Consider the following 18680-nt stretch of genomic DNA (forward strand, 5'->3'; position numbering starts at 1 on the left):
TTGTTCGCCGGGTGCCGTGTCGTACGGCTCAGCGAGGATAGCCTCATGGACCCACGCGACACCAGCGCATTGATCGAACGGCTCACGGCGGTGTTCGCGCCCGCCGCCGACGCGGAGAAGGCGGCGGCGATGTCGGCGTACATGCGCGGCAAGTTCGCCTACCTCGGCATCCCCACGCCCCTGCGGCGGGTCCTGACGCGTGAGGTCCTGGCCGGGGCGCCCGCCTATGACGAGCGGGCCGTCGCGGGGATCGCGCTGGCCTGCTGGGAGCTGCCCGAGCGGGAGTACCGGTACTTCGCGGTGGATCTGCTCATCAAGCGGGTGAAGGCCCTGTCGGAGACGTTCGTGCCGACCTTGCGGCACCTGGTGGTCACCGACTCGTGGTGGGACACCGTCGACGGGCTCGCCACGCGCGTCGCCGGGCCACTGGTGGCCGCCGAGCCGTCGCTCGTGGGCGTCATGGACGAGTGGATCGAGTCGCCGGACCTGTGGCAGGCGCGCGTGGCGATCCTGCACCAGATGCACTACCAGGACGCCACCGACACCGAACGCCTCTACCGCTACTGCGAACGAAGGGCCGGCGACGGCGACTTCTTCATCCGCAAGGCCATCGGCTGGATCCTGCGGCAGTACGCCAAGACCGATCCCGCCGCCGTCCGCGCGTTCGTCGCGCGGACGGAACTGTCGCCGCTGTCCAAGCGCGAGGCCCTCAAGAACATCGGGGCATGAGAGAACCGCCCGGCGTACGCCGGGCGGTTCAGGGGGATCTTCTCGGCCTCAGACGTTGAACCCGAGGGCGCGCAGCTGGTCGCGGCCGTCGTCGGTGATCTTGTCGGGGCCCCACGGCGGGATCCACACCCAGTTGATGCGCATGTCGGCGACCAGGCCGCCGCCCGGGCCGGAGCACAGCGCCGAACGGGTCTGGTCCTCGATCACGTCGGTCAGCGGGCAGGCCGCCGACGTCAGCGTCATGTCGAGGGTCGCGACGTTCTCGTCGTCGATGTGGACACCGTAGACGAGGCCGAGGTCGACGACGTTGATGCCCAGCTCGGGGTCGACGACGTCCTTCATGGCCTCGGTGACGTCCTCGGCGGCCGCCTTCTTCACGCCGCCCTCCGGCGTCTCGGCCGGGGCGGTCTGGTCGAGCACTTCTTCACTCATGAACTCTCTCCGCTCTCATCGGCAGCGGTCGCGCGGGCGGCCGCGTCCTTGAACGCCATCCAGGACAGCAGTGCGCACTTGACGCGCGCCGGGTACTTCGCCACACCCGCGAAGGCGACGGCGTCTTCGAGCACGTCCTCGTCCGGTTCGACCTCTCCCTTGCCGACCATCAGCTCGGTGAACGCCTCCAGCGTCACCATCGCCTCGGCCAGGGCCTTGCCGTTGAGCAGGTCGAACAACACGCTCGCCGAGGCCTGCGAGATGGAGCAGCCGACGCCGTCGTAGGAGACGTCGGCGACCTTCCCGCCGTCGAGGTGCACCCGCACGGTGATCTCGTCACCGCACGTCGGGTTGACGTGGTGCGCCTCGGCCTCGAAGGGTTCGCGCAGGCCGCGGCCGTGCGGCCGCTTGTAGTGGTCGAGGATGATCTCCTGGTAAAGCTCGTCGAGCCGCATCAGCCAAAGACCTTCCGTACCTTGTCCAACGCCGTGATGAGGGCGTCCACCTCGTCGGTGGTGTTGTACAGGTAGAACGACGCACGGGTCGTCGACGGTACCCCGAAACGAACACACGTCGGTTTTGCGCAGTGATGTCCGACTCGCACCTCGACACCTTCGGCGTCGAGGACCTGCCCGACGTCATGCGGGTGGATCCCGTCGAGGTGGAAGGAGACGCATCCGCCGCGGCCGACGGCGACCTCGGGCCCGATGATCCGCAGACCCGGGACGGTCACCAGGGCGTCCAGCGCGTAGGCCGTCAGCTCCTTCTCGTGCCACTTGATCGCGTCCATGCCGACCCGCTGGAGGTAGTCGACCGCCACGCCGAGACCGTAGGCCTCGGTGATCGGCGGTGTACCGGCCTCGAACTTCGCCGGGGGCGGCGCGTAGGTCGAACCGGTCATCGCGACCGTCTCGATCATCGAGCCTCCGCCGAGGAACGGCGGCATCGCCTCCAGCAGTTCGTGGCGGGCGTACAGGGCGCCGATCCCGGTCGGGCCGAGCATCTTGTGCCCGGTGAAGACCAGGAAGTCCACGTCCAGTTCGACGACGTCGACGGGCATGTGCGGCACCGACTGGGACGCGTCGAGCATCAGCAGCGCGCCGACCTCGCGCACCCGCTGCGCCACCGCGACCGTCGGGTTGACCGTGCCGAGCAGGTTCGACTGGTGCACGTAGGACACCAGTTTGGTGCGCTCGGTGACGACCTCGTCGAGGTTCGACAGGTCGAGACGGCCGTGCTCGGTGATCCCGAACCACTTCAGCGTCGCACCGGTCCGCTCGCACAGCAGCTGCCACGGGACGATGTTGGAGTGGTGCTCCATCTCGGAGATGACGACCTCGTCGCCGGGGCCGAGCCGCAGCCGCGGGTCGGCCTTCGGGTCGAGCGAGGCGGCCAGCATCGCGTAGGCGACCAGGTTCACCGACTCGGTGGAGTTCTTGGTGAACACCAGCTCCTCGGGCCGGGCCGCGCCGATGAAGGCCGCGACCTTCGCCCGCGCGCCCTCGTAACCCTCGGTGGCCTCGGTGCCCAGCGTGTGCACCGAACGGGACACGTTGGCGTTGTGCGTCAACGCGAAGTCCCGCATGGCCTCGACGACCTGGAGCGGTTTCTGCGACGTGGCCGCCGAGTCGAGGTAGACCAGCCGGTGCCCGTTGACCTCCCGATCCAGGATCGGGAAGTCGGCGCGGATCGCCGCGACGTCCAGCCTCGGCACCGCGATGCCGGGCTCCGTCGCGACCGCCGCTCCGGGTGTGGTCATGGTCAGGCTCCGACCTTCGCGGCGCCCGCGCCCTTGACGTAGCGGTCGTAGCCTTCGGCCTCCAGCTGCTCGGCCAGCTCCGGGCCGCCCTCTTCGACGATCTTGCCGGCGACGAAGACATGCACGAAGTCGGGCTTGACGTAGCGCAGGATGCGCGTGTAGTGGGTGATCAGCAGCACGCCGAGGTCGTTGTTCTCCTTGACGCGGTTGATGCCCTCGCTGACGATGCGCAGCGCGTCGATGTCGAGGCCGGAGTCGGTCTCGTCGAGGATGGCCATCTTCGGCTTGAGCAGTTCGAGCTGCATGATCTCGTGGCGCTTCTTCTCACCGCCGGAGAAGCCCTCGTTGACGCTGCGGGTGGCGAACTCGGGGTCCATCTCCAGGCCGGCCATGGCCGACTGGAGGTCCTTGACCCAGGTGCGCAGCTTGGGGGCCTCGCCGTCGATGGCGGTCTTGGCGGTGCGCAGGAAGTTCGACACCGACACGCCGGGGACCTCGACGGGGTACTGCATCGCCAGGAACAGGCCGGCGCGGGCGCGCTCGTCGACGCTCATGGCCAGGACGTCCTCGCCGTCGAGAAGGACGCTGCCGCCGGTGATGGTGTACTTCGGGTGACCGGCGATCGAGTAGGCCAGGGTCGACTTGCCCGACCCGTTCGGGCCCATGATCGCGTGGGTCTCGCCCGACTTCACCGTCAGGTTGACACCGGCCAGGATCGCCTTGTCCTCGTCGCCGGTGTTGACCGACACCTGGAGGTCGCGGATCTCAAGGGTGCTCATGTGTACTGCTCCTGTTGATTACTCGTCGCCCGCGGCGGCGGGGCCGTTGTGTGGAACCGTGCTCAGGTAAACGTCTCCGTCGCGGATCTCGACCGGGTAGACCGGGACGGGGACCGTGGCGGGCAGGCCGGTGGGTTCACCGGTCCGCAGGTCGAAGCGGGAGCCGTGCAGCCAGCACTCAAGGGTGCAGCCCTCGATCTCCCCTTCGGACAGTGCCACCGCGGCGTGTGAGCACTCGTCGTAGATCGCGTACACCTCTTCGGTGTCGGTGTGCACCAGCGCGATCGGCGTGTCGTCGATCTCGGCGCGCACCGCCGTGCCGACCGGGAGGTCGCTCAGCGCGCACACCCGGATGAAGGTCTCGGTGGTGTCCATCAGATGCCGACCTTCGACAGGCGCTCCTCGATGCTGTCGTGGAGGCGGACGCGGATCGGCTCGACCGGGATCTTCTCCAGCAGTTCGGCGAAGAAGCCGCGCACGACCAGGCGGCGGGCCGACTCCTCGGGGATGCCGCGCGACTGGAGGTAGAACAGCTGCTCGTCGTCGAAGCGCCCGGTGGCGCTGGCGTGGCCGGCGCTGAGGATCTCGCCGGTCTCGATCTCCAGGTTGGGCACCGAGTCGGCGCGGGCGCCGTCGGTGAGCACCAGGTTCCGGTTGATCTCGTAGGTCTCGGTGCCGGTGGCGACGTCCTGGATGAGCACGTCACCGACCCACACGGTGTGCGCGTCGGCGCCCTGAAGGGCGCCCCGGTAGTTGACGTTGCTGCGGCAGTCGGGCACGCCGTGGTCGACGAGCTGGCGGTGCTCCAGGTGCTGGCCGCTGTCGGCGAAGTAGATGCCGTAGGCGTCGATGGCGGCGTTCGGGCCGGCGAACTCGGCCGACACGTACTGGCGGACGAGGTCGCCGCCGAGGCTCACCGAGATGTGGGTCAGCGTCGCGTCGCGGCCGATGCGGGCCTTCTGGTGCTGGACCTGCACGGCGTCGGGCGCCCAGTCGGCGACCGTGACGACGGTGACCTTGGCGTTGGCGCCGACGGCGATCTCGACGTTGTCGGCGAGCGTTACCGAACCGGCGTGGTCGAGGACGATGGTGACCTCGGCCGACTCCCCGATCTCCAGGAAGGTGTGGCCGAAGCTCGCGCCCTCGGCGCCCTTGCCCTCGATCCGCAGCACGACCGGCTCGGTCACGACCGCGTTGCGGGCGACGGAGACCACGAGGGCCTCCTCGGCCGCGGTGTAGGCCTGCGCGCTGATCCGGTCGAAGGGCACCAGGACGCTGCCGATGCGGGCGTCGTCCTTCGCCACACGGGTGATGGTGACGCCCTCGGGGGCGTCGCCGTACTCGTGGACGGGGCCGGCGGGAGCCGCGGTCCAGGCGCCGTCGTGCAGGTGACGCAGGCGGCGCAGCGGGGTGAAGCGCCAGTCCTCCTCGCGCCCGTTGAGCGCGGGGAAGTCGGCGACGTCGAAGGACCGCAGCAACTGGGACTTGGTCTTCGGCGGTACTACGTCCGAAGCGGCCTCTGCTCCGTGCGAATGTGGGCGCGCCAACGCGTTCGTGGTCATGCTCGTGTCTACTCCGGTCGAATTCGTCTCTTCAGGCAAGGTCTTCGCGCGGGCGGGTCAGCCGACCGCGCCCTCCATCTGAAGCTCGATGAGGCGGTTGAGCTCAAGGGCGTACTCCATCGGGAGCTCCTTGGCGATCGGCTCGATGAAGCCGCGCACGATCATGGCCATCGCCTCGTCCTCGGTCAGACCGCGGCTCATCAGGTAGAAGAGCTGGTCGTCGGAGATCTTGGAGACGGTCGCCTCGTGGCCCATCTGCACGTCGTCCTCGCGGACGTCGACGTACGGGTAGGTGTCGGAGCGGGAGATGGTGTCGACCAGCAGCGCGTCGCACTTGACGGTGCTCTTGGCGTGGTGCGCGCCCTCGTTGACCTGGACCAGGCCCCGGTAGGACGTGCGGCCACCGCCGCGCGCGATCGACTTGGAGATGATCGAGGAGGACGTGTGCGGCGCCGCGTGGGTCATCTTCGCGCCGGCGTCCTGGTGCTGGCCCTCACCGGCCATCGCCACCGAGAGCACCTCACCCTTGGCGTGCTCGCCGGTCATGACGACCGCCGGGTACTTCATGGTCACCTTGGAGCCGATGTTGCCGTCGACCCACTCCATGGTCGCGCCCGCCTCGGCGACGGCGCGCTTGGTGACCAGGTTGTACACGTTGTTCGACCAGTTCTGGATCGTCGTGTAGCGGCAGCGGCCGCCCTTCTTCACGATGATCTCGACGACCGCCGAGTGCAGCGAGTCGGAGCTGTAGATCGGCGCGGTGCAGCCTTCGACGTAGTGCACGTAGGCGTTCTCGTCGACGATGATCAGGGTCCGCTCGAACTGGCCCATGTTCTCGGTGTTGATCCGGAAGTAGGCCTGCAGCGGGATGTCGACGTGCACGCCCGGCGGGACGTAGATGAACGAGCCGCCCGACCACACCGAGGTGTTCAGCGCGGCGAACTTGTTGTCGCCGACCGGGATGACCGTGCCGAAGTACTCCTTGAAGAGCTCCGGGTGCTCCTTGAGGGCGGTGTCGGTGTCGAGGAAGATGACACCCTGCTCCTCAAGGTCCTCGCGGATCTTGTGGTAGACCACCTCGGACTCGTACTGGGCGGCCACACCGGCCACGAGGCGCTGCTTCTCGGCCTCGGGGATGCCCAGACGGTCGTAGGTGTTCTTGATGTCCTCGGGCAGGTCCTCCCACGAGGCGGCCTGCTTCTCCGTGGAGCGCACGAAGTACTTGATGTTGTCGAAGTCGATCCCCGACAGGTCCGAGCCCCAGTTCGGCATGGGCTTGCGGCCGAAGAGCTTGAGTCCCTTGAGCCGCAGGTCGAGCATCCACTGCGGTTCGCTCTTCTTCGCGGAAATGTCGCGGACCACCGCTTCGGACAGGCCGCGCTGCGCCGAGGCGCCCGCGTCGTCCTTGTCGGCCCAGCCGTACTCGTAGTTACCGAGTGAGGCCAGTACCTCGTCCTGGCTCAGCGGGGCCGGGCTGGTCGTCTCCGTCATGATTCTCGCGTCCTCAAGTTGTCGACACTGGATTTGCCTGCGGTAGGCCGGCCCGCCTGGGCGGGGATGTGCGTGGTGCACACGCCGTCGCCGTTGGCGATCGTGGCCAGCCTCTGTACGTGTGTACCCACCAGTCGGCCGATCACCTCTGTCTCGGCCTCGCACAGCTGCGGGAACTCCGCGGCGACGTGCGCGACCGGGCAGTGGTGCTGGCACAGCTGCCCGCCGGTGGCGATCGCCGAGGCCGAGGCAGCGTACCCCTCGTGAGAGAGGGCGTCGGCCAGGGCGGTCGCCCTGGCCACGGGGTCCTCGCCCGCGCCGTCCATCGCGGTGCGGCACCGCTCTTCGAGGCGGGCGACCTGTTCGGCGGCGAAAGCGCCGACGGCCGCGGGCCCGGAGGTGCGGGAGATCCACCGGAGGGCGTCGGCGGCGAGGTTGTCGTAGGTGTGGGGGAACGTGTCGCGCGCGGCGTCGGTGAGGCGGTAGGCCTTCGCCGGACGGCCGCGACCGCGGCCCGCCGTGGCCGACGGCTCGCGCGCCTCGACCAGACCGTCGACGGTCAGCGCGTCGAGGTGCTTGCGCACCCCGTGGGCGGTCAGACCGAGAACGGCGGCGAGTTCGGCGGCCGTGGCGTGCCCTCGTTCGAGCAGCAGCTGGGCGACTCGCTGGCGCGTGCGACCGTCGGGGGTGGCACAGCCGCTCCCCGTCCGTTCGATCGCCAGGTCGAATTCCACAACCCAAGTGTTACCTATTTCGTCCGAGCACGCCATGGAGGGGTCCCGTGAAGGCGATCACGAAGGGCACCCTTACCGGCTCTGACCTGGGCGGTCATCACCCTGTCGCCCGTTCGGGCGCCCGGAGGGGAAGGCTTTCCCGCCCTCGGACCGTCGCACCCTCACCCCGGATCGCTGATTTCGACCCGACGTAGAAGTTCACCCCTACCCGCGCTCGGCGCGGCTCGCCCGGCCCCGTAGCCTGTGGCGTTGTGTCACCTACGTGGGTCCGGCGTATCGCGCTGATCAACATCATCGCCAATGTCGCCATCGTCATCACCGGCGGGGCCGTCCGGCTGACCGGTTCGGGGCTCGGCTGCCCGAGCTGGCCGAACTGCTCCCCCGAATCCTTTCACGCGACCGCCGAGATGGGCATTCACGGCGCGATCGAGTGGGGGAACCGGCTCTTCGGCGTCGTCGTCGGGATCATCGCGGGTGTGGGCGTGCTCGCCGCGATCTTGCGCAAGCCCCGGCGGAAGTCGCTGCTGAAGCTGTCGCTGATGCTGTTCGTCGGGATCCCGATCCAGGCGATCATCGGGATGGTCACGGTCGTGTCGGGCCTGAACCCGTGGACGGTGGCCGGGCACTTCCTGGCCACGATCGTCGTGCTCGTCGCGGCGGTGGCATTCTGGGTGCGCTCGGGCGAGCCCGACGGCCCGGCCCGGTTGATCGTGCCCACACCGATCCGGCTGGGCGCGTGGGCGATCGTCGCGGCCGCGGCGGCCACGATCCTGGTCGGCACGATGGTGACCGGCAGCGGACCGCACGGCGGCGACCCCGACACCCCGCGCCTGAACATCGACGGGCATCTCATCACGCAGTTGCACGCCGACATGGTGTTCCTGCTGATCGGACTGTCGGTGGCGATGCTGCTGGCACTCAAGGCGCTCAAGGCGCCGGCCACCGTGGTCCGCGCGGGGTACTGGCTGATCGCTGTCGAGCTCGCGCAGGGCGCGATCGGCTATGTCCAGTACTTCACGAACCTGCCGGAGATCCTGGTCGGCGCGCACATGCTGGGTGCGGCGGTGCTGTGGATCGCGGCCTTGCTGCTGCTGTTCCGGACGCGGGTGCGTGATCTCGCCGAGTCGCCGCACGCGCCGGTGCCCGATCCGCGGCCGGCGACGACGCCTGCGGAACTCTCCGTCGGATAAGCGACCCGACGAAGATTCGCATTTCCCTCTGCGTCGTCGCTGGTGGACGCTAATTTCAGTCCATGGACGGCGAGGTTGTGGGGGCCACGCCGCCGGGGGTGACCGGCGGTGGCGCGGACGCGCTCACCGGTCTGGCTTTTCTCCTGGTGCCCGATTCCGTGGCGTATCAAGCGATCCTGGGTGTGCTGGCCGAGGAGCCGGAGTGTTCGCGGACGGCGGCGGAGGTCGCCGAGGCGCTGGGCGCGGACCGGGCCATTGTGGAGTCGCGGCTGGTGGAGCTGGTCGGGTGGGGCGACGTTTCGCGGAGTGCCGAGGTGCGGACTGTCGCGGAGTACCGGGCGGGCGCGGTTCGTTTCGGCCTGTCGGAGCTGGGCGGCCGGGTGTGGCGCGAGGTGTGCCGGACGAGTGTCACGGCGGCGCCTGAGCCGGTGACCGAACCGGTCGATCGCGAGGGCTTGCTGGAACTGGCGCGTCGTTTCGATGAGTGTTCGGATGCCGAGGCGGTCGCGCTGTACGCGGCGACGATCGGTCTCCCCACGCCTCTTCCGGGACCCGGAACCTTCGACACCGAAGCACACGACGGGTTCACCGACGTAGGCACAAGCGGGAACCACGAGTCCCGCGCCCACCACGCCGGGGACGACCAGTCCCCCACCCGCGACGCCGGGCGCGGCGAAACCTTCGCCCGCCCAGGCCGGGGACCGGACACCGCGGCGGGACCGCAGCCCGACCCCATGCCTCTCAAGCGGTTTCGTTCGCCGCCGCCGTCGGTGGAGCTTCAGGGTGCTTGTGCTGACCTTGCCCGTCGGCGTCTTTCGTCGTCGGCGTTCGTGCTGTTGGTGGGGTTGGTGGGTCGTGCGCTGGCGCGGACGTCGCCGGGGTCGGATGGCTATGTGGCGGATGAGTCGTGTGGTCTGGAGCTGCAGCTGTTGCACTCTCCTGGCTCGTCGACGTCTTTGTTCGGTGTGGACGGGACGTTGACGTTGGATGGTTTCAAGCTTCGGTTGTCGGTATTGCCGGCTGAGGACCCGGGGGCCTTGTGATGGGCGGCGGGCGGGCGCGAGGGGATGCGCGGGTGACCGCGCTCGTCGATGCCCTCTCCGTGACACCGCTGGTCCCGGCCGGGCATGACCTGTTCGAACCGCTGAGTGCCTTCACGGCCGGTGTGGACGAGCGGTTGCGGGCGTCCGGGCGCGGTTTGCGGGTGGGCCGGGGCTTTCTGCGTCTCGTCGATGCGGGGACGGCGGGCCTGAAGGGCCCCGACGGTGTGCCGTTGTCGCCGCGTGTCTATGCGTGTCTGGTGCTGACCGCCGTGGTCTTGTCGGCCGCGCCTTCGCGGCTGCCCGTCACCGAGCTCGCCGCGCGGGTGACCGCCGTGGCCGTCGAGGCGGGAATCGACGTCGGCGCCGAGGGGCCCGAGCGGTGGCGGGCGTCGCTGGTCGCGGCTTTGGCCGTGCTGCGCGACTGGGGCGTGGTGTTCGAGGTGGACGGTGATCCGGCCGCGTACGCGTTCGATCCGGCGGCCGAGGCGCTGCTGGGGATCGACGCGGCGCTGGCGGGCGCGGTGGTGTGCTGACCGAGAGGGGCGGGCGATGAGCGTCGACGAGATCGCGAGGCCGGTGCGGGGCGTCGAAAGGCTCGGCCCGCTGAACCGGTGGCGCTTGAGCCGGGCCGGTGTGCACGGCCTCGCCGGGCTGGACGAGGTCCTCACCTGCGGGGGCGGGCGGCTTCTGCTCCGGGGCGGGGCGCGCGCGTCGGAGGTGCTGCGTGCGTTGTTCCTGCCCCTCGACGCCGATCCACGCCGGGCCGGCGGGACCGGGGTGGTGTGGCTGGAGTTCACCCGCGGCGGTGAGGTCCACGTCCTCGGCGCGGCCGTGACGATGGGCCGCGCGCGTTTCTTCGCGACGCCGGTGCCGGTCGGCGACTCGCTGCCACTGCACGACCCGGCGCGCCGTCCGGGCGCCACCGACCTGCCGGGGCTGGTCGGGGCGGGCGCGGTCTTCGACGACCCGGCCGACTATCTGGCGCGGGTCGCGTCGGTGTTCGGGCCCGCCGCCGAGCGTTTGCGTGATGTGGTGTCGGCCTTGCGCGGGCTGCGGGAGCCGGACCGGTTGTCGGGTGCGGGAGGGGTCCGGGCGGTCCTGCCGACACTCGACCCCGTCGGTGTCGAGGCCTGCGCCGACGCGCTGGCCGAGTTGCGGGCCTCCCGGACCGCGCTCGACCGCGTCACGAACGTTTGCGCGGCCGTCGGCGAGATCACCTCCGCCCATCACGTCTACCTGCGCGCGCTCCTCGCCGAGCGGGCCGGTCGTCTGCGGTCGGCGCGGTCGGCCCACGGGGAGGCCGAGCGCCGGATGCTTGCGGCGAGCGCCGATGTCGCCCGTGCCGAGTGCGCGTCGCGGGAGTCGGCCGAGCGGATGCGGTCGGCTTCGGTGACGGGTGGCGACGGGGAGTTGCGGGCGCGGTGGCGTGAGTTGTCGGTGGTGCGGGATCTCGATGCCCGCATCGGTGGCTGGAACAGTGGTGAGACGGCGCTCGTCCTCGGTGAGCTCGCGGCTTTGCGGGCGGCCTGGGAGCGCACGGTCTCTCTCGCGGGTTCGCTCGGGTCCGGGCCGGTTCTGCCGGGTTCACCGCCCGAGCCGGACGGGGAGAGTCCGGCGGCGCTGGGACCGTCGCTCGAACGGTGGCGGCGGGTGGTGCGGGCGGCGGCGGGCGATCTGGCGCGGCTGGCGGCGGAGGCGCGTGCGCTGCGGGACGGGCAGGAGGCGTGGTCGCGGGCACGGGCCGTGGCTCATGAGGCCGCGCGTCGCACGGGCGAGTTCGAGGCGCGGGCGGTGGAGGCGCATCGGCGGGTGAAGGCCGCCGAGGTGCGGTTGGCCGCGGGCGAGCGCGCTCATCGCGCGGAGCGGGCGGCGTGGGCGGAGTCGGCTGGGCTCGATCCGGCCGGTGCGCCGGAGGCGGTGGCTGCGCCGGTGTTGGCGCGGCTCGCCGCCGACGAGGAGGCCGCCCGGGCGAGGCTGGCGGTACTGACGGAGGCGCTGCGTGAGGCGGCCACCGAGCGCGCCGCGGTCTCGGCGCCCGAGTCGGGGCGTGGGGTGGCGCCGTGGCATCTGCGGGTGGAGTTCGCGCGGGGTGTGAGTCCGGCGGGGCAGGCCGGACTGGAGGCCGCGCTGCAGGCGAGTGGGTTGCTGGACGCGCGGCTCGTCGGGGACACGCGGGTGAGCGATCCGTACGCGCGTGGGGTGTCGGTGGCGGTGGGTGAACCGGTGGCGGGGGCGAGTCTGGCGGATGTGTTGCGGCCGCTGGATGAGGGTGACGCGCGGCTCGCGGGGATGTTGCGCGGGATCGGGCTTGGCGAGTCGGCGGCGGCGCATTGGCTCGGTCTGGACGGGCGCTGGCGGCTCGGGCCGGTGCGCGGGGTGGCGCGCAAGGCTCGCGCCGAGATGATCGGTGCCGGTAATCGCGCCGACGCGCGTGCCCGTCGGCTGGAACGGATAGATGAGCGCATCGCGGCTCTCGGCGCCGAGTTGGGCGCGGTGACGTCGGTGGGTGAGCGGGTTCGGCGGGATCGCGGCGGGCTCGGCGAGTTGCTCGCGGGCGCACCGGATCCGCAGCGGCTGTGGCGGGCCTCGGCCCGGCTCGCGGCCGCGCGCGCGGAGGCCGAGCGTCTCGACGCGGAGGTCGCCGCCGCGAGGGACGCGGAGTCGCGTGCCAGGTCCGCTGCCGCCGCGTTGCGGGAGGGGGCCGATCCGGCGCGGGCCGACGTGGCCGCGCTCGCCGAGCGGGCCGTGCACGCCGAGCGGCTCGCCGATCGGGTGGCGGCGGCCGCGGAGTCGGCGTCCCGGCTCGCCGCGCGGGTGGGCGCCTATGCCTCGCGTGATTCGGCCTGGGAGTGGTTGCGGGAGCGTCGCGCGACCGCCGAGGCGGGGTACCGCGCGGTTCGGGCGGGGGAATCGCACTGGCCGCCGCCGTCGGACCTGGTCGACGCCTACGGATGCCGCCGTGACGCGCTGGCGCGTGCGCGTGCCGCGCTCGACGTGGCGCGGTCGGTGCTGGAGTCGCGGGCCGAGGCGGTCGGTGTCGCGGTGGCGGAGGTGCGGCTCGTCGCCGAGCGGCTCGGTATCGACGGGGATGAGGCGCCGGGCGGTTCTTCGGAGGACGCGGGGACCGCCGAGAGCCAGTTCCGCGCGGTCGTCGAGCGGCACCGGGCGGTGCTCGCCGGGCATCCGGTGACCGTCGGGCGCGCCGACGGGATCGTGACCGTGGAGGTGCACGACGCCGACGGGCTCGGTGCGGCCGTCGAGGCGCGGGCCGATCAGGTCGCCGACCGGGAGTTTCGGCTGGACCGCTGGTACGGGCGGCTCGCCGGGGACATGGCCGAACGGGTCGGTTTCATCGACGCCGTGCTCGCGCGGCTGGCGGCGATCCTGGAGCGGACGGGCGACGGGGCCGTCACGTGGACCGCGCCGGAGCACGCGACCGCGCTGGCGTTGCTGCGGGCGAAGCGCGATGCCTCGCAGGAGGCGCAGTTGCGCGGGATCATCGCCGGGCTCGTCGCCGGACACGCGCGGCCGTGCGCGGCGAGCGTGCGGGCCGCGCTGGATCCGCGCGGCTGGGGTCGGCTCGACGCGGTCGGCGACCCGCTGGAACTGGGGTTGTGCGCCTTGGCGGCGCTGTACGACGTGTCCGGCGCCGACGGGTCGGCGCGGCTGGTCGCGCTCGACGGCCTCGACGAGGAGACCGTGGAGAAGGTGCTGCCGTTGCTGGCGGTGCTCGACGTCGACCTGCTCGCCGCCGGGCCCGGGTTGTGGGGGCACGTCGGGACGTTGCGGGAGCTGGACGCCTATGAGGTCCTCGGGGGCGGGGACGACGCGGTGGCGGTGCGGCTGCGCTGGAACGGCACCCGCACCGCCGGGTGATCAGTCGAAGATCGGGCCCTGGGTGCGGGTCCGTTTGATCTCGTAGAAGCCGGGGATGCCGGCGACCATGAGCGTGCCGTCCCACAGTTGCAGCGCGGCCTCGCCCTTCGGCGCCGGGGTGACGACGGGGCCGAAGAAGGCGACACGCGCGCCGTCGGCGCCGGCCACGGCGATGACGGGCGTCCCGACGTCTTCGCCGACGAGGCCGATGCCCTCGGCGTGCGACGCGCGCAGGGCCTCGTCGTTGTCCTCGTTGTAGGCGGCCTCGGCCAGTTCCTTCGGCAGGCCGACGTCGGCGAGGGCGCCTTCGAGCAGTTCGCGGCTCATCTCCTCCTTGTTGAGGTGGATGCGCGTGCCGAGGGCGGTGTAGAGGTCGCCGAGGACCTCGTCACCGTGCGCCTTCGCCGCGGCGATGAGGACGCGCACGGAGTACCAGCCCCGGACGACGACGGCGTCGTGGTACTCCGGCGGCAGGTCACGGCCCTCGTTGAGGACGGCGAGGCTCATGACGTGCCAGTTCACGGTGATCTCGGGCCGCTGCCGCTTGACCTCGTGCACCCAGCGGGACGTCATCCAGGCCCAGGGGCAGATGGGGTCGAACCAGAAGTCGGCGGTTTGGTCTCGGGTTTCATGCACAGACATGGAATGGAGACTACTTCAGTCGACTGCCTTGGCAGAACACACTCGCGGCGGCCACCGATCCCAGCAAGGTTGCAGCCAACCGCTGAGCGCCAGTCCAGAACCACCCGCCGCGATGCATGGCTCCGGCATGTCACGCGGCACTCGGCGGGGGTTGTTTCATGGGGTCTCGCATTTGGACTCACATGGATTCACATGGTTTTCCACACACCCGCTGCGGCGGCAGTTGTTGAGAGCTACGACCATTTGCCGCGCACGCCAGGATGCGGCTCAATGGTTGTCATGGATGACGCCCACGAAGACGAGCCGGCCGCCACGACGGCCGATACTCGATCTGCCCTCCTCGATCGTGCCCGCCGCACCTCCACTCCTGTCCGCAAGACCTTCGTCCAGGCTCCGAGCCAGCGAGCGGTAAGGCGGCAGGACCGGCGCGGTCCTCTGGCCGCGTTCGTGAAGAACCGAGATCTCCGCGCCCTTCAGGCCTACCTCCTGATCATCGGTGCGACGAGCAACGGCGATGGCCAAGACGGTTGGAGCACGACGCACCCCCTCAAGGTCTGGGCGAGAGCATTCGGAGCCAGCGAGACGGCAGAACCCTCCTCTGCCTCCAGCGCCACAACCAAAATCCTCACTCGCCTGAGCGAACGCAAGCTCATCACCCGCGCCCGCAGCGGACGCGAACGCAAGATCCGCATCACGCTACTCAGAGAAGACGGAACCGGACATGCCTACGATCGCCCAGACGGGAACGCGGCACCAGACCGTTTCCTTCAACTCCCGCACAAGTACTGGACCGCCGGCTGGTGCGACAAACTCAAGCTCCCCGGACTCGCGATGCTGCTCGTAGCGCTCGCGGAGAGACCCGGCTTCGAACTACCAACAGAGAAGATGCCCCAGTGGTACGGCTGGTCAGCCGACACAGCCGAGCGAGGCTTCACAGAACTCCTCGAACACGGAATCCTCACCAAACACCGATATCGCCGCACGGCCGCACTCAGTCCGGAGGGGTACAGCTACGTCAACAGCTATCGCCTGCTGCCGCCCTTCGCCGTCACGCCCGGCACCGAGCCCGCCAAGATAGAACGCTGATGGACAGCCCTCTGATCACACCGCGCTCAGCACTCATCGTCCTCCTCGCGCTCCTCACCGCCGGGGCCGCCGGACTCACTTCCTACCTGTCCAACCGGGACCCGTTCTCGGCCCTCTTGGTCGCCGGCACGGCGGCGGCCGGCGCAACCCTCTTCTTCCAGAAGATCATCGCGGAGAAGTAGAGCATGGGAAGTCGCCTCACCCAGCCTCAGAGCGACTTCCCTCCCGTTCAGCGCCTCCAACCTCTGGTTTCCCTCAGGAAGGGTCGAACCAGAAGTCGGCGGTGATGGAGACTACTTCAGTGTCGGCCGGCGGGACGGAACACAGTCGCAACGGCGACGATTCACGGCATCCCCGTCCGACGCCCCGGCGGCCTCGGCTCTCGGGTGTGCGGGCATGCCCGCGAGCTCGTCGGCAAGTCGCCGACGGCTCCTCGACGGTCCACTCGATCCCGTGCGGGGCGAGGAGGCCGAGGAAGGCGGTCGGGTGGGGGGCTTGGGCGGACGCGAGCACTCCGGGCTTGGCGCGGGGTGTGCGATGGGGCGGCGGGCGGTCTCGACGGCGATGACCGCGGTCGTGCCGTAGGTGTCGCTGCCCCGCACGATGCCGCGGGGCGCGGTGGGACGGGTATCGAAGTCAACGTCCACACCAAGTGGACGCTTCAGTGGCGCAGGTAGGCCAGGACCGCCAGCACCCGCCGGTTGTCGTCCTCCGAGGCGCCGATGCCGAGCTTGGTGAAGATCCCCGCGGTGTGCTTGGCGACGGCGCTCTCGCTGACGTGGAGCGCCGCGGCGATCGCGGCGTTCGAGCGGCCCTCGGCCATCAGCTCCAGCACGTCGCGTTCGCGGGCGGTCAGGCCGCCGATCGTGCCGCGCGCGTCCCCGCGCGACAGGAGTTTCGCGATGACCTGCGGGTCCATGACCGTGCCGCCGGCGGCGACCCGCCGCACGGCGTCGATGAACTGGGCGGTGTCGGTCACCCGGTCCTTCAGCAGGTACCCGACCGCGCCCTCACCGCCACCGAGCAGTTCCTGGGCGTATAGCTGGTCGACGTACTGCGAGAGCACCAGCACCGGCAGCCCCGGACGCGCCTTCCGCGCGGCCAGCGCGGCCTGGAGCCCCTCGTCGGTGAAGGTCGGCGGCAGGCGCACGTCGACGACCGCGACGTCGGGCGCCTCCTCGGCCAGCGCGCGGTGCAGCGCCGGGCCGTTGTCGACGGCGATCACCTCGCAGCCGTGCTCGCGGAGTGTCCGGACGAGCCCGTCCCTCAGCAGGAAGAGGTCTTCGGCGAGGACGACGCGCACGGGATCTCCATGGTCACGGTGGTGGGCCCGCCGGGCGGGCTCTGGAGGACGAGGGTGCCGTCGAAGGTACCCAACCGCCGCCGCACCCCCGACAGCCCGGTCCCCCCGTCGAGTGCGGCACCTCCGTGCCCGTCGTCGGTGACGGTCACGCGCAGGATCTCCCCGTCGTGGGTCATCGCGACGGTGACGTTCCGGCCGCCTGAGTGTTTGGCCGCGTTGGCGAGGGCCTCGCTCACCGCGAAGTAGGCCGCCGACTCCAGCGGCGCGGGGAGGCGGCCTTCGAGGTCGGCGCGTACCTCGACGTCGAGGAAGCTGTCCAGCGCCAGCGAGCGGACGGCGTCGACGAGGCCGCGGTCGGCCAGTACCGGCGGGTGGATGCCGTGGACGAGGTCGCGCAGGTCGGCCAGGGCCCGCGAGGAGGTCGCGCGGACGTCGAGCAGGAGGCCGCGCGCCGCCTCGGGGTCGGTGTCGAGCAGGCGGGTGGCGTTGTCGAGGGTCATGCCGAGCGCGATGAGGCGGGCCTGGGCTCCGTCGTGCAGGTCGCGTTCGATGCGGCGGAGTTCGGCGGCCTGGGCGTCGAGGGCGTCGGTGCGGGTTCCGGTGAGCTGCTCGACGCGGCGGGCGAGCTGGGCCGAGCGGGGCGCGGCGAGCAGGAGGCGGGTCCAGCGTCCGTGGAGGCGCAGGGCCGGTTCGGCGAGGCGGAGGCCGGCGGCGATGAAGGCGAGCCCGAGGGCGAGGGCCGCGAGCATCGTCGGTGTGCTGTTGACGGGGATGAAGGCGTACCAGTTGCCGTCGTCGATGGCGCGCCAGATGAAGGGCTGGACGAAGGCGCCGAAGACGCCGAAGAGGACGAGGCTCTGCGGGAGTGCGACGAGCGCGCCGCCGACGGCGGGTTCGATCGCGGCCCATACGAGGTCGCGCCAGAAGGACTCGGCGCCGATGATCGCCCCGGCCTGTCTCCTGCGGGTGAGGTTCCGGTCGGGATTGAGGGGCGGGGGTTCGCGGACGGGCCGGGCCCAGACGCGGGCCCGGTCCGACAGGGCGCGCAGGCGGGCGGCGGAGGCGGGGAGGAGGAGCAGGCCGAGGCCGACCGGGAGCAGCAGGACGGCGAGCACGACGACCGCGCCGACGGCCCAGGCGGCGATCAGCAGCCAGCTGCGCAGCACGCAGCGGCCGAGTGCGCGGACCGGCGACATTCCTCCCCGCCTTCTTCAAGACCGTGCGGTGGACCCGTGGATGCTAGCCCGCGCTTTCCGGGCCCAGATCAGGGCCGCGAACAGGCATGATCCACCGAACAGCGCCATGGGCGCGACCGCGCCGGACTCCTCGTCCATGACGAGCAGCATCCCGAGGTTGATGAGGGTGTGGAAGGCGCCGGCGAGCAGGAGCCGCTGTCCGCTGCGGTCGAGGGCGACGCCGAGGACGACGGACATCGACACGGCGCCGAGCACGAAGGCGGCGGCGTAGAGCGGGTCCTGGGCGAAGATCTGCACGTGCCAGGCGGCCCACAGCAGGCCGACGGTGATCGAGGAGGTCAGCACGCCGTACCTGGTGCGCAGGAGGGGCTGGAGCCAGCAGCGCCAGCCGATCTCCTCACCGCAGGCGCCGATGAACTGCGCCACGACGATCAGCGCGAAGGAGTGCTCGGGGGAATCGACACCGATGCCGCCGCGCGGGACCGCGTAGGCGCCCGCGGCGGCGGCGATGATCAGCGGGGCCGTGAGCAGGACCGCCGGGCGGGCGCGGCCGGTGAACGTCCCGGCGAGGAGGGTCTTGATCCGGCGGCGCCAGATCAGGGCGACGGCGCCGACGGCCAGCGCCGGGCCGAACTGGACGAGCTCGATGACCTCGCCGGGGATTCCGGTGACGGGTTGCTCAGCGGCCAGCGCGCCGGAGGCGAGGAGGGCGACGGTGAAGAACACCGTCGCCGGGAGGAGGACGCGGGTGAGTGGCGCGCGGACCGGGGTGTGGAGGCTGTGCATGGGCTTCGCTTTCGCCGTCGGGAGGGGGACGGCTCGACGATGCCCGGTGAAACGGTGGTCGACATTGGACCG

Annotated in this window: 19 protein-coding genes; 7 read left to right on the forward strand and 12 right to left on the reverse strand. The window is 70.9% G+C overall.

The features are described from left to right. Positions 1–45: 45 nt before the first annotated feature. The gene (locus HNR73_RS08525; RefSeq protein ID WP_184786743.1) at positions 46–729 is read left to right on the forward strand and encodes a DNA alkylation repair protein; all 684 of its coding nucleotides are present in this window, start codon (positions 46–48) and stop codon (positions 727–729) included. Positions 730–777: 48 nt separating this feature from the next. Here the strand turns inward: HNR73_RS08525 and HNR73_RS08530 are convergent, their stop codons facing one another. Genes HNR73_RS08530 through HNR73_RS08565 form a run of 8 tightly spaced genes read right to left on the reverse strand, consistent with a single transcriptional unit; the run spans position 778 to position 7486 of the window. Continuing rightward, positions 778–1161 carry a metal-sulfur cluster assembly factor gene (locus HNR73_RS08530; protein WP_184786744.1) on the reverse strand — a complete coding sequence of 128 codons (384 nt, stop codon included), beginning with the start codon at positions 1159–1161 and terminating at the stop codon, positions 778–780. Next, complete coding sequence (sufU, locus tag HNR73_RS08535) at positions 1158–1616, reverse strand: Fe-S cluster assembly sulfur transfer protein SufU (protein ID WP_184786745.1); 459 nt, start codon at positions 1614–1616, stop codon at positions 1158–1160. Before sufU ends, HNR73_RS08530 begins: the two co-directional genes overlap by 4 nt. Further along, on the reverse strand, positions 1616–2920 hold the full coding sequence (locus tag HNR73_RS08540; protein WP_184786746.1) for a cysteine desulfurase: 1305 nt from the start codon (positions 2918–2920) through the stop codon (positions 1616–1618). The genes sufU and HNR73_RS08540 overlap by 1 nt, the downstream gene beginning before the upstream one ends. Before the next feature lie 2 nt (positions 2921–2922). After that, positions 2923–3699 (reverse strand): Fe-S cluster assembly ATPase SufC, encoded by a 777-nt coding sequence (gene sufC / locus HNR73_RS08545; protein WP_184786747.1) that lies wholly within the window; start codon positions 3697–3699, stop codon positions 2923–2925. Positions 3700–3717: 18 nt separating this feature from the next. Then, positions 3718–4074, reverse strand: a complete 357-nt coding sequence (locus HNR73_RS08550; protein WP_184786748.1) for a non-heme iron oxygenase ferredoxin subunit — start codon at positions 4072–4074, stop codon at positions 3718–3720. Further along, positions 4074–5261 (reverse strand): Fe-S cluster assembly protein SufD, encoded by a 1188-nt coding sequence (gene sufD, locus HNR73_RS08555; RefSeq protein WP_184786749.1) that lies wholly within the window; start codon positions 5259–5261, stop codon positions 4074–4076. Before sufD ends, HNR73_RS08550 begins: the two co-directional genes overlap by 1 nt. 57 nt (positions 5262–5318) lie before the next feature. Next, positions 5319–6752, reverse strand: a complete 1434-nt coding sequence (gene sufB, locus HNR73_RS08560) for a Fe-S cluster assembly protein SufB (RefSeq protein ID WP_184786750.1) — start codon at positions 6750–6752, stop codon at positions 5319–5321. Next, entirely contained in the window at positions 6749–7486 is a 738-nt protein-coding gene (locus tag HNR73_RS08565) for a helix-turn-helix transcriptional regulator (RefSeq protein WP_239121956.1), read from the reverse strand. Before HNR73_RS08565 ends, sufB begins: the two co-directional genes overlap by 4 nt. Positions 7487–7737: 251 nt before the next feature. Here HNR73_RS08565 and HNR73_RS08570 point away from each other — a divergent pair, with 251 nt between their 5' ends. The 4 genes from HNR73_RS08570 (at position 7738) to HNR73_RS08585 (ending at position 13595) form a co-directional block, all read left to right on the forward strand. Then, positions 7738–8676, forward strand: a complete 939-nt coding sequence (locus tag HNR73_RS08570; RefSeq protein ID WP_184786752.1) for a COX15/CtaA family protein — start codon at positions 7738–7740, stop codon at positions 8674–8676. Positions 8677–8738: 62 nt separating this feature from the next. Then, on the forward strand, positions 8739–9719 hold the full coding sequence (locus HNR73_RS08575) for a DUF2397 family protein (RefSeq protein WP_184786753.1): 981 nt from the start codon (positions 8739–8741) through the stop codon (positions 9717–9719). Positions 9720–9751: 32 nt separating this feature from the next. Continuing rightward, positions 9752–10252 carry a DUF2398 family protein gene (locus tag HNR73_RS08580; RefSeq protein ID WP_184786754.1) on the forward strand — a complete coding sequence of 167 codons (501 nt, stop codon included), beginning with the start codon at positions 9752–9754 and terminating at the stop codon, positions 10250–10252. A gap of 16 nt (positions 10253–10268) precedes the next feature. After that, complete coding sequence (locus HNR73_RS08585) at positions 10269–13595, forward strand: hypothetical protein (RefSeq protein WP_184786755.1); 3327 nt, start codon at positions 10269–10271, stop codon at positions 13593–13595. Here HNR73_RS08585 and HNR73_RS08590 read toward each other — a convergent pair whose 3' ends face one another. After that, a complete protein-coding gene (locus tag HNR73_RS08590) occupies positions 13596–14237 on the reverse strand; it encodes a mycothiol-dependent nitroreductase Rv2466c family protein (protein WP_184786756.1) in 642 nt (213 codons plus the stop codon). Positions 14238–14516: 279 nt separating this feature from the next. Between HNR73_RS08590 and HNR73_RS08595 the strand changes: the two genes are divergently transcribed. Both HNR73_RS08595 and HNR73_RS08600 read left to right on the forward strand, forming a co-directional pair. Further along, the gene (locus tag HNR73_RS08595; RefSeq protein ID WP_184786757.1) at positions 14517–15323 is read left to right on the forward strand and encodes a hypothetical protein; all 807 of its coding nucleotides are present in this window, start codon (positions 14517–14519) and stop codon (positions 15321–15323) included. After that, positions 15323–15505, forward strand: a complete 183-nt coding sequence (locus HNR73_RS08600; RefSeq protein ID WP_184786758.1) for a hypothetical protein — start codon at positions 15323–15325, stop codon at positions 15503–15505. Before HNR73_RS08595 ends, HNR73_RS08600 begins: the two co-directional genes overlap by 1 nt. Positions 15506–15984: 479 nt before the next feature. Here HNR73_RS08600 and HNR73_RS39600 read toward each other — a convergent pair whose 3' ends face one another. From HNR73_RS39600 to HNR73_RS08615, 3 genes are read right to left on the reverse strand one after another with little or no spacing between them, the layout of a single operon-like run. Beyond that, positions 15985–16626, reverse strand: a complete 642-nt coding sequence (locus HNR73_RS39600) for a response regulator transcription factor (protein WP_184786759.1) — start codon at positions 16624–16626, stop codon at positions 15985–15987. After that, on the reverse strand, positions 16590–17822 hold the full coding sequence (locus HNR73_RS39605; protein WP_184786760.1) for a sensor histidine kinase: 1233 nt from the start codon (positions 17820–17822) through the stop codon (positions 16590–16592). Before HNR73_RS39605 ends, HNR73_RS39600 begins: the two co-directional genes overlap by 37 nt. A 15-nt stretch (positions 17823–17837) precedes the next feature. Further along, positions 17838–18608 carry a CPBP family intramembrane glutamic endopeptidase gene (locus HNR73_RS08615; RefSeq protein ID WP_184786761.1) on the reverse strand — a complete coding sequence of 257 codons (771 nt, stop codon included), beginning with the start codon at positions 18606–18608 and terminating at the stop codon, positions 17838–17840. Between the last annotated feature and the right edge of the window lie 72 nt (positions 18609–18680).

Source organism: Phytomonospora endophytica (assembly GCF_014202425.1).
Classification (GTDB): domain Bacteria; phylum Actinomycetota; class Actinomycetes; order Mycobacteriales; family Micromonosporaceae; genus Phytomonospora; species Phytomonospora endophytica.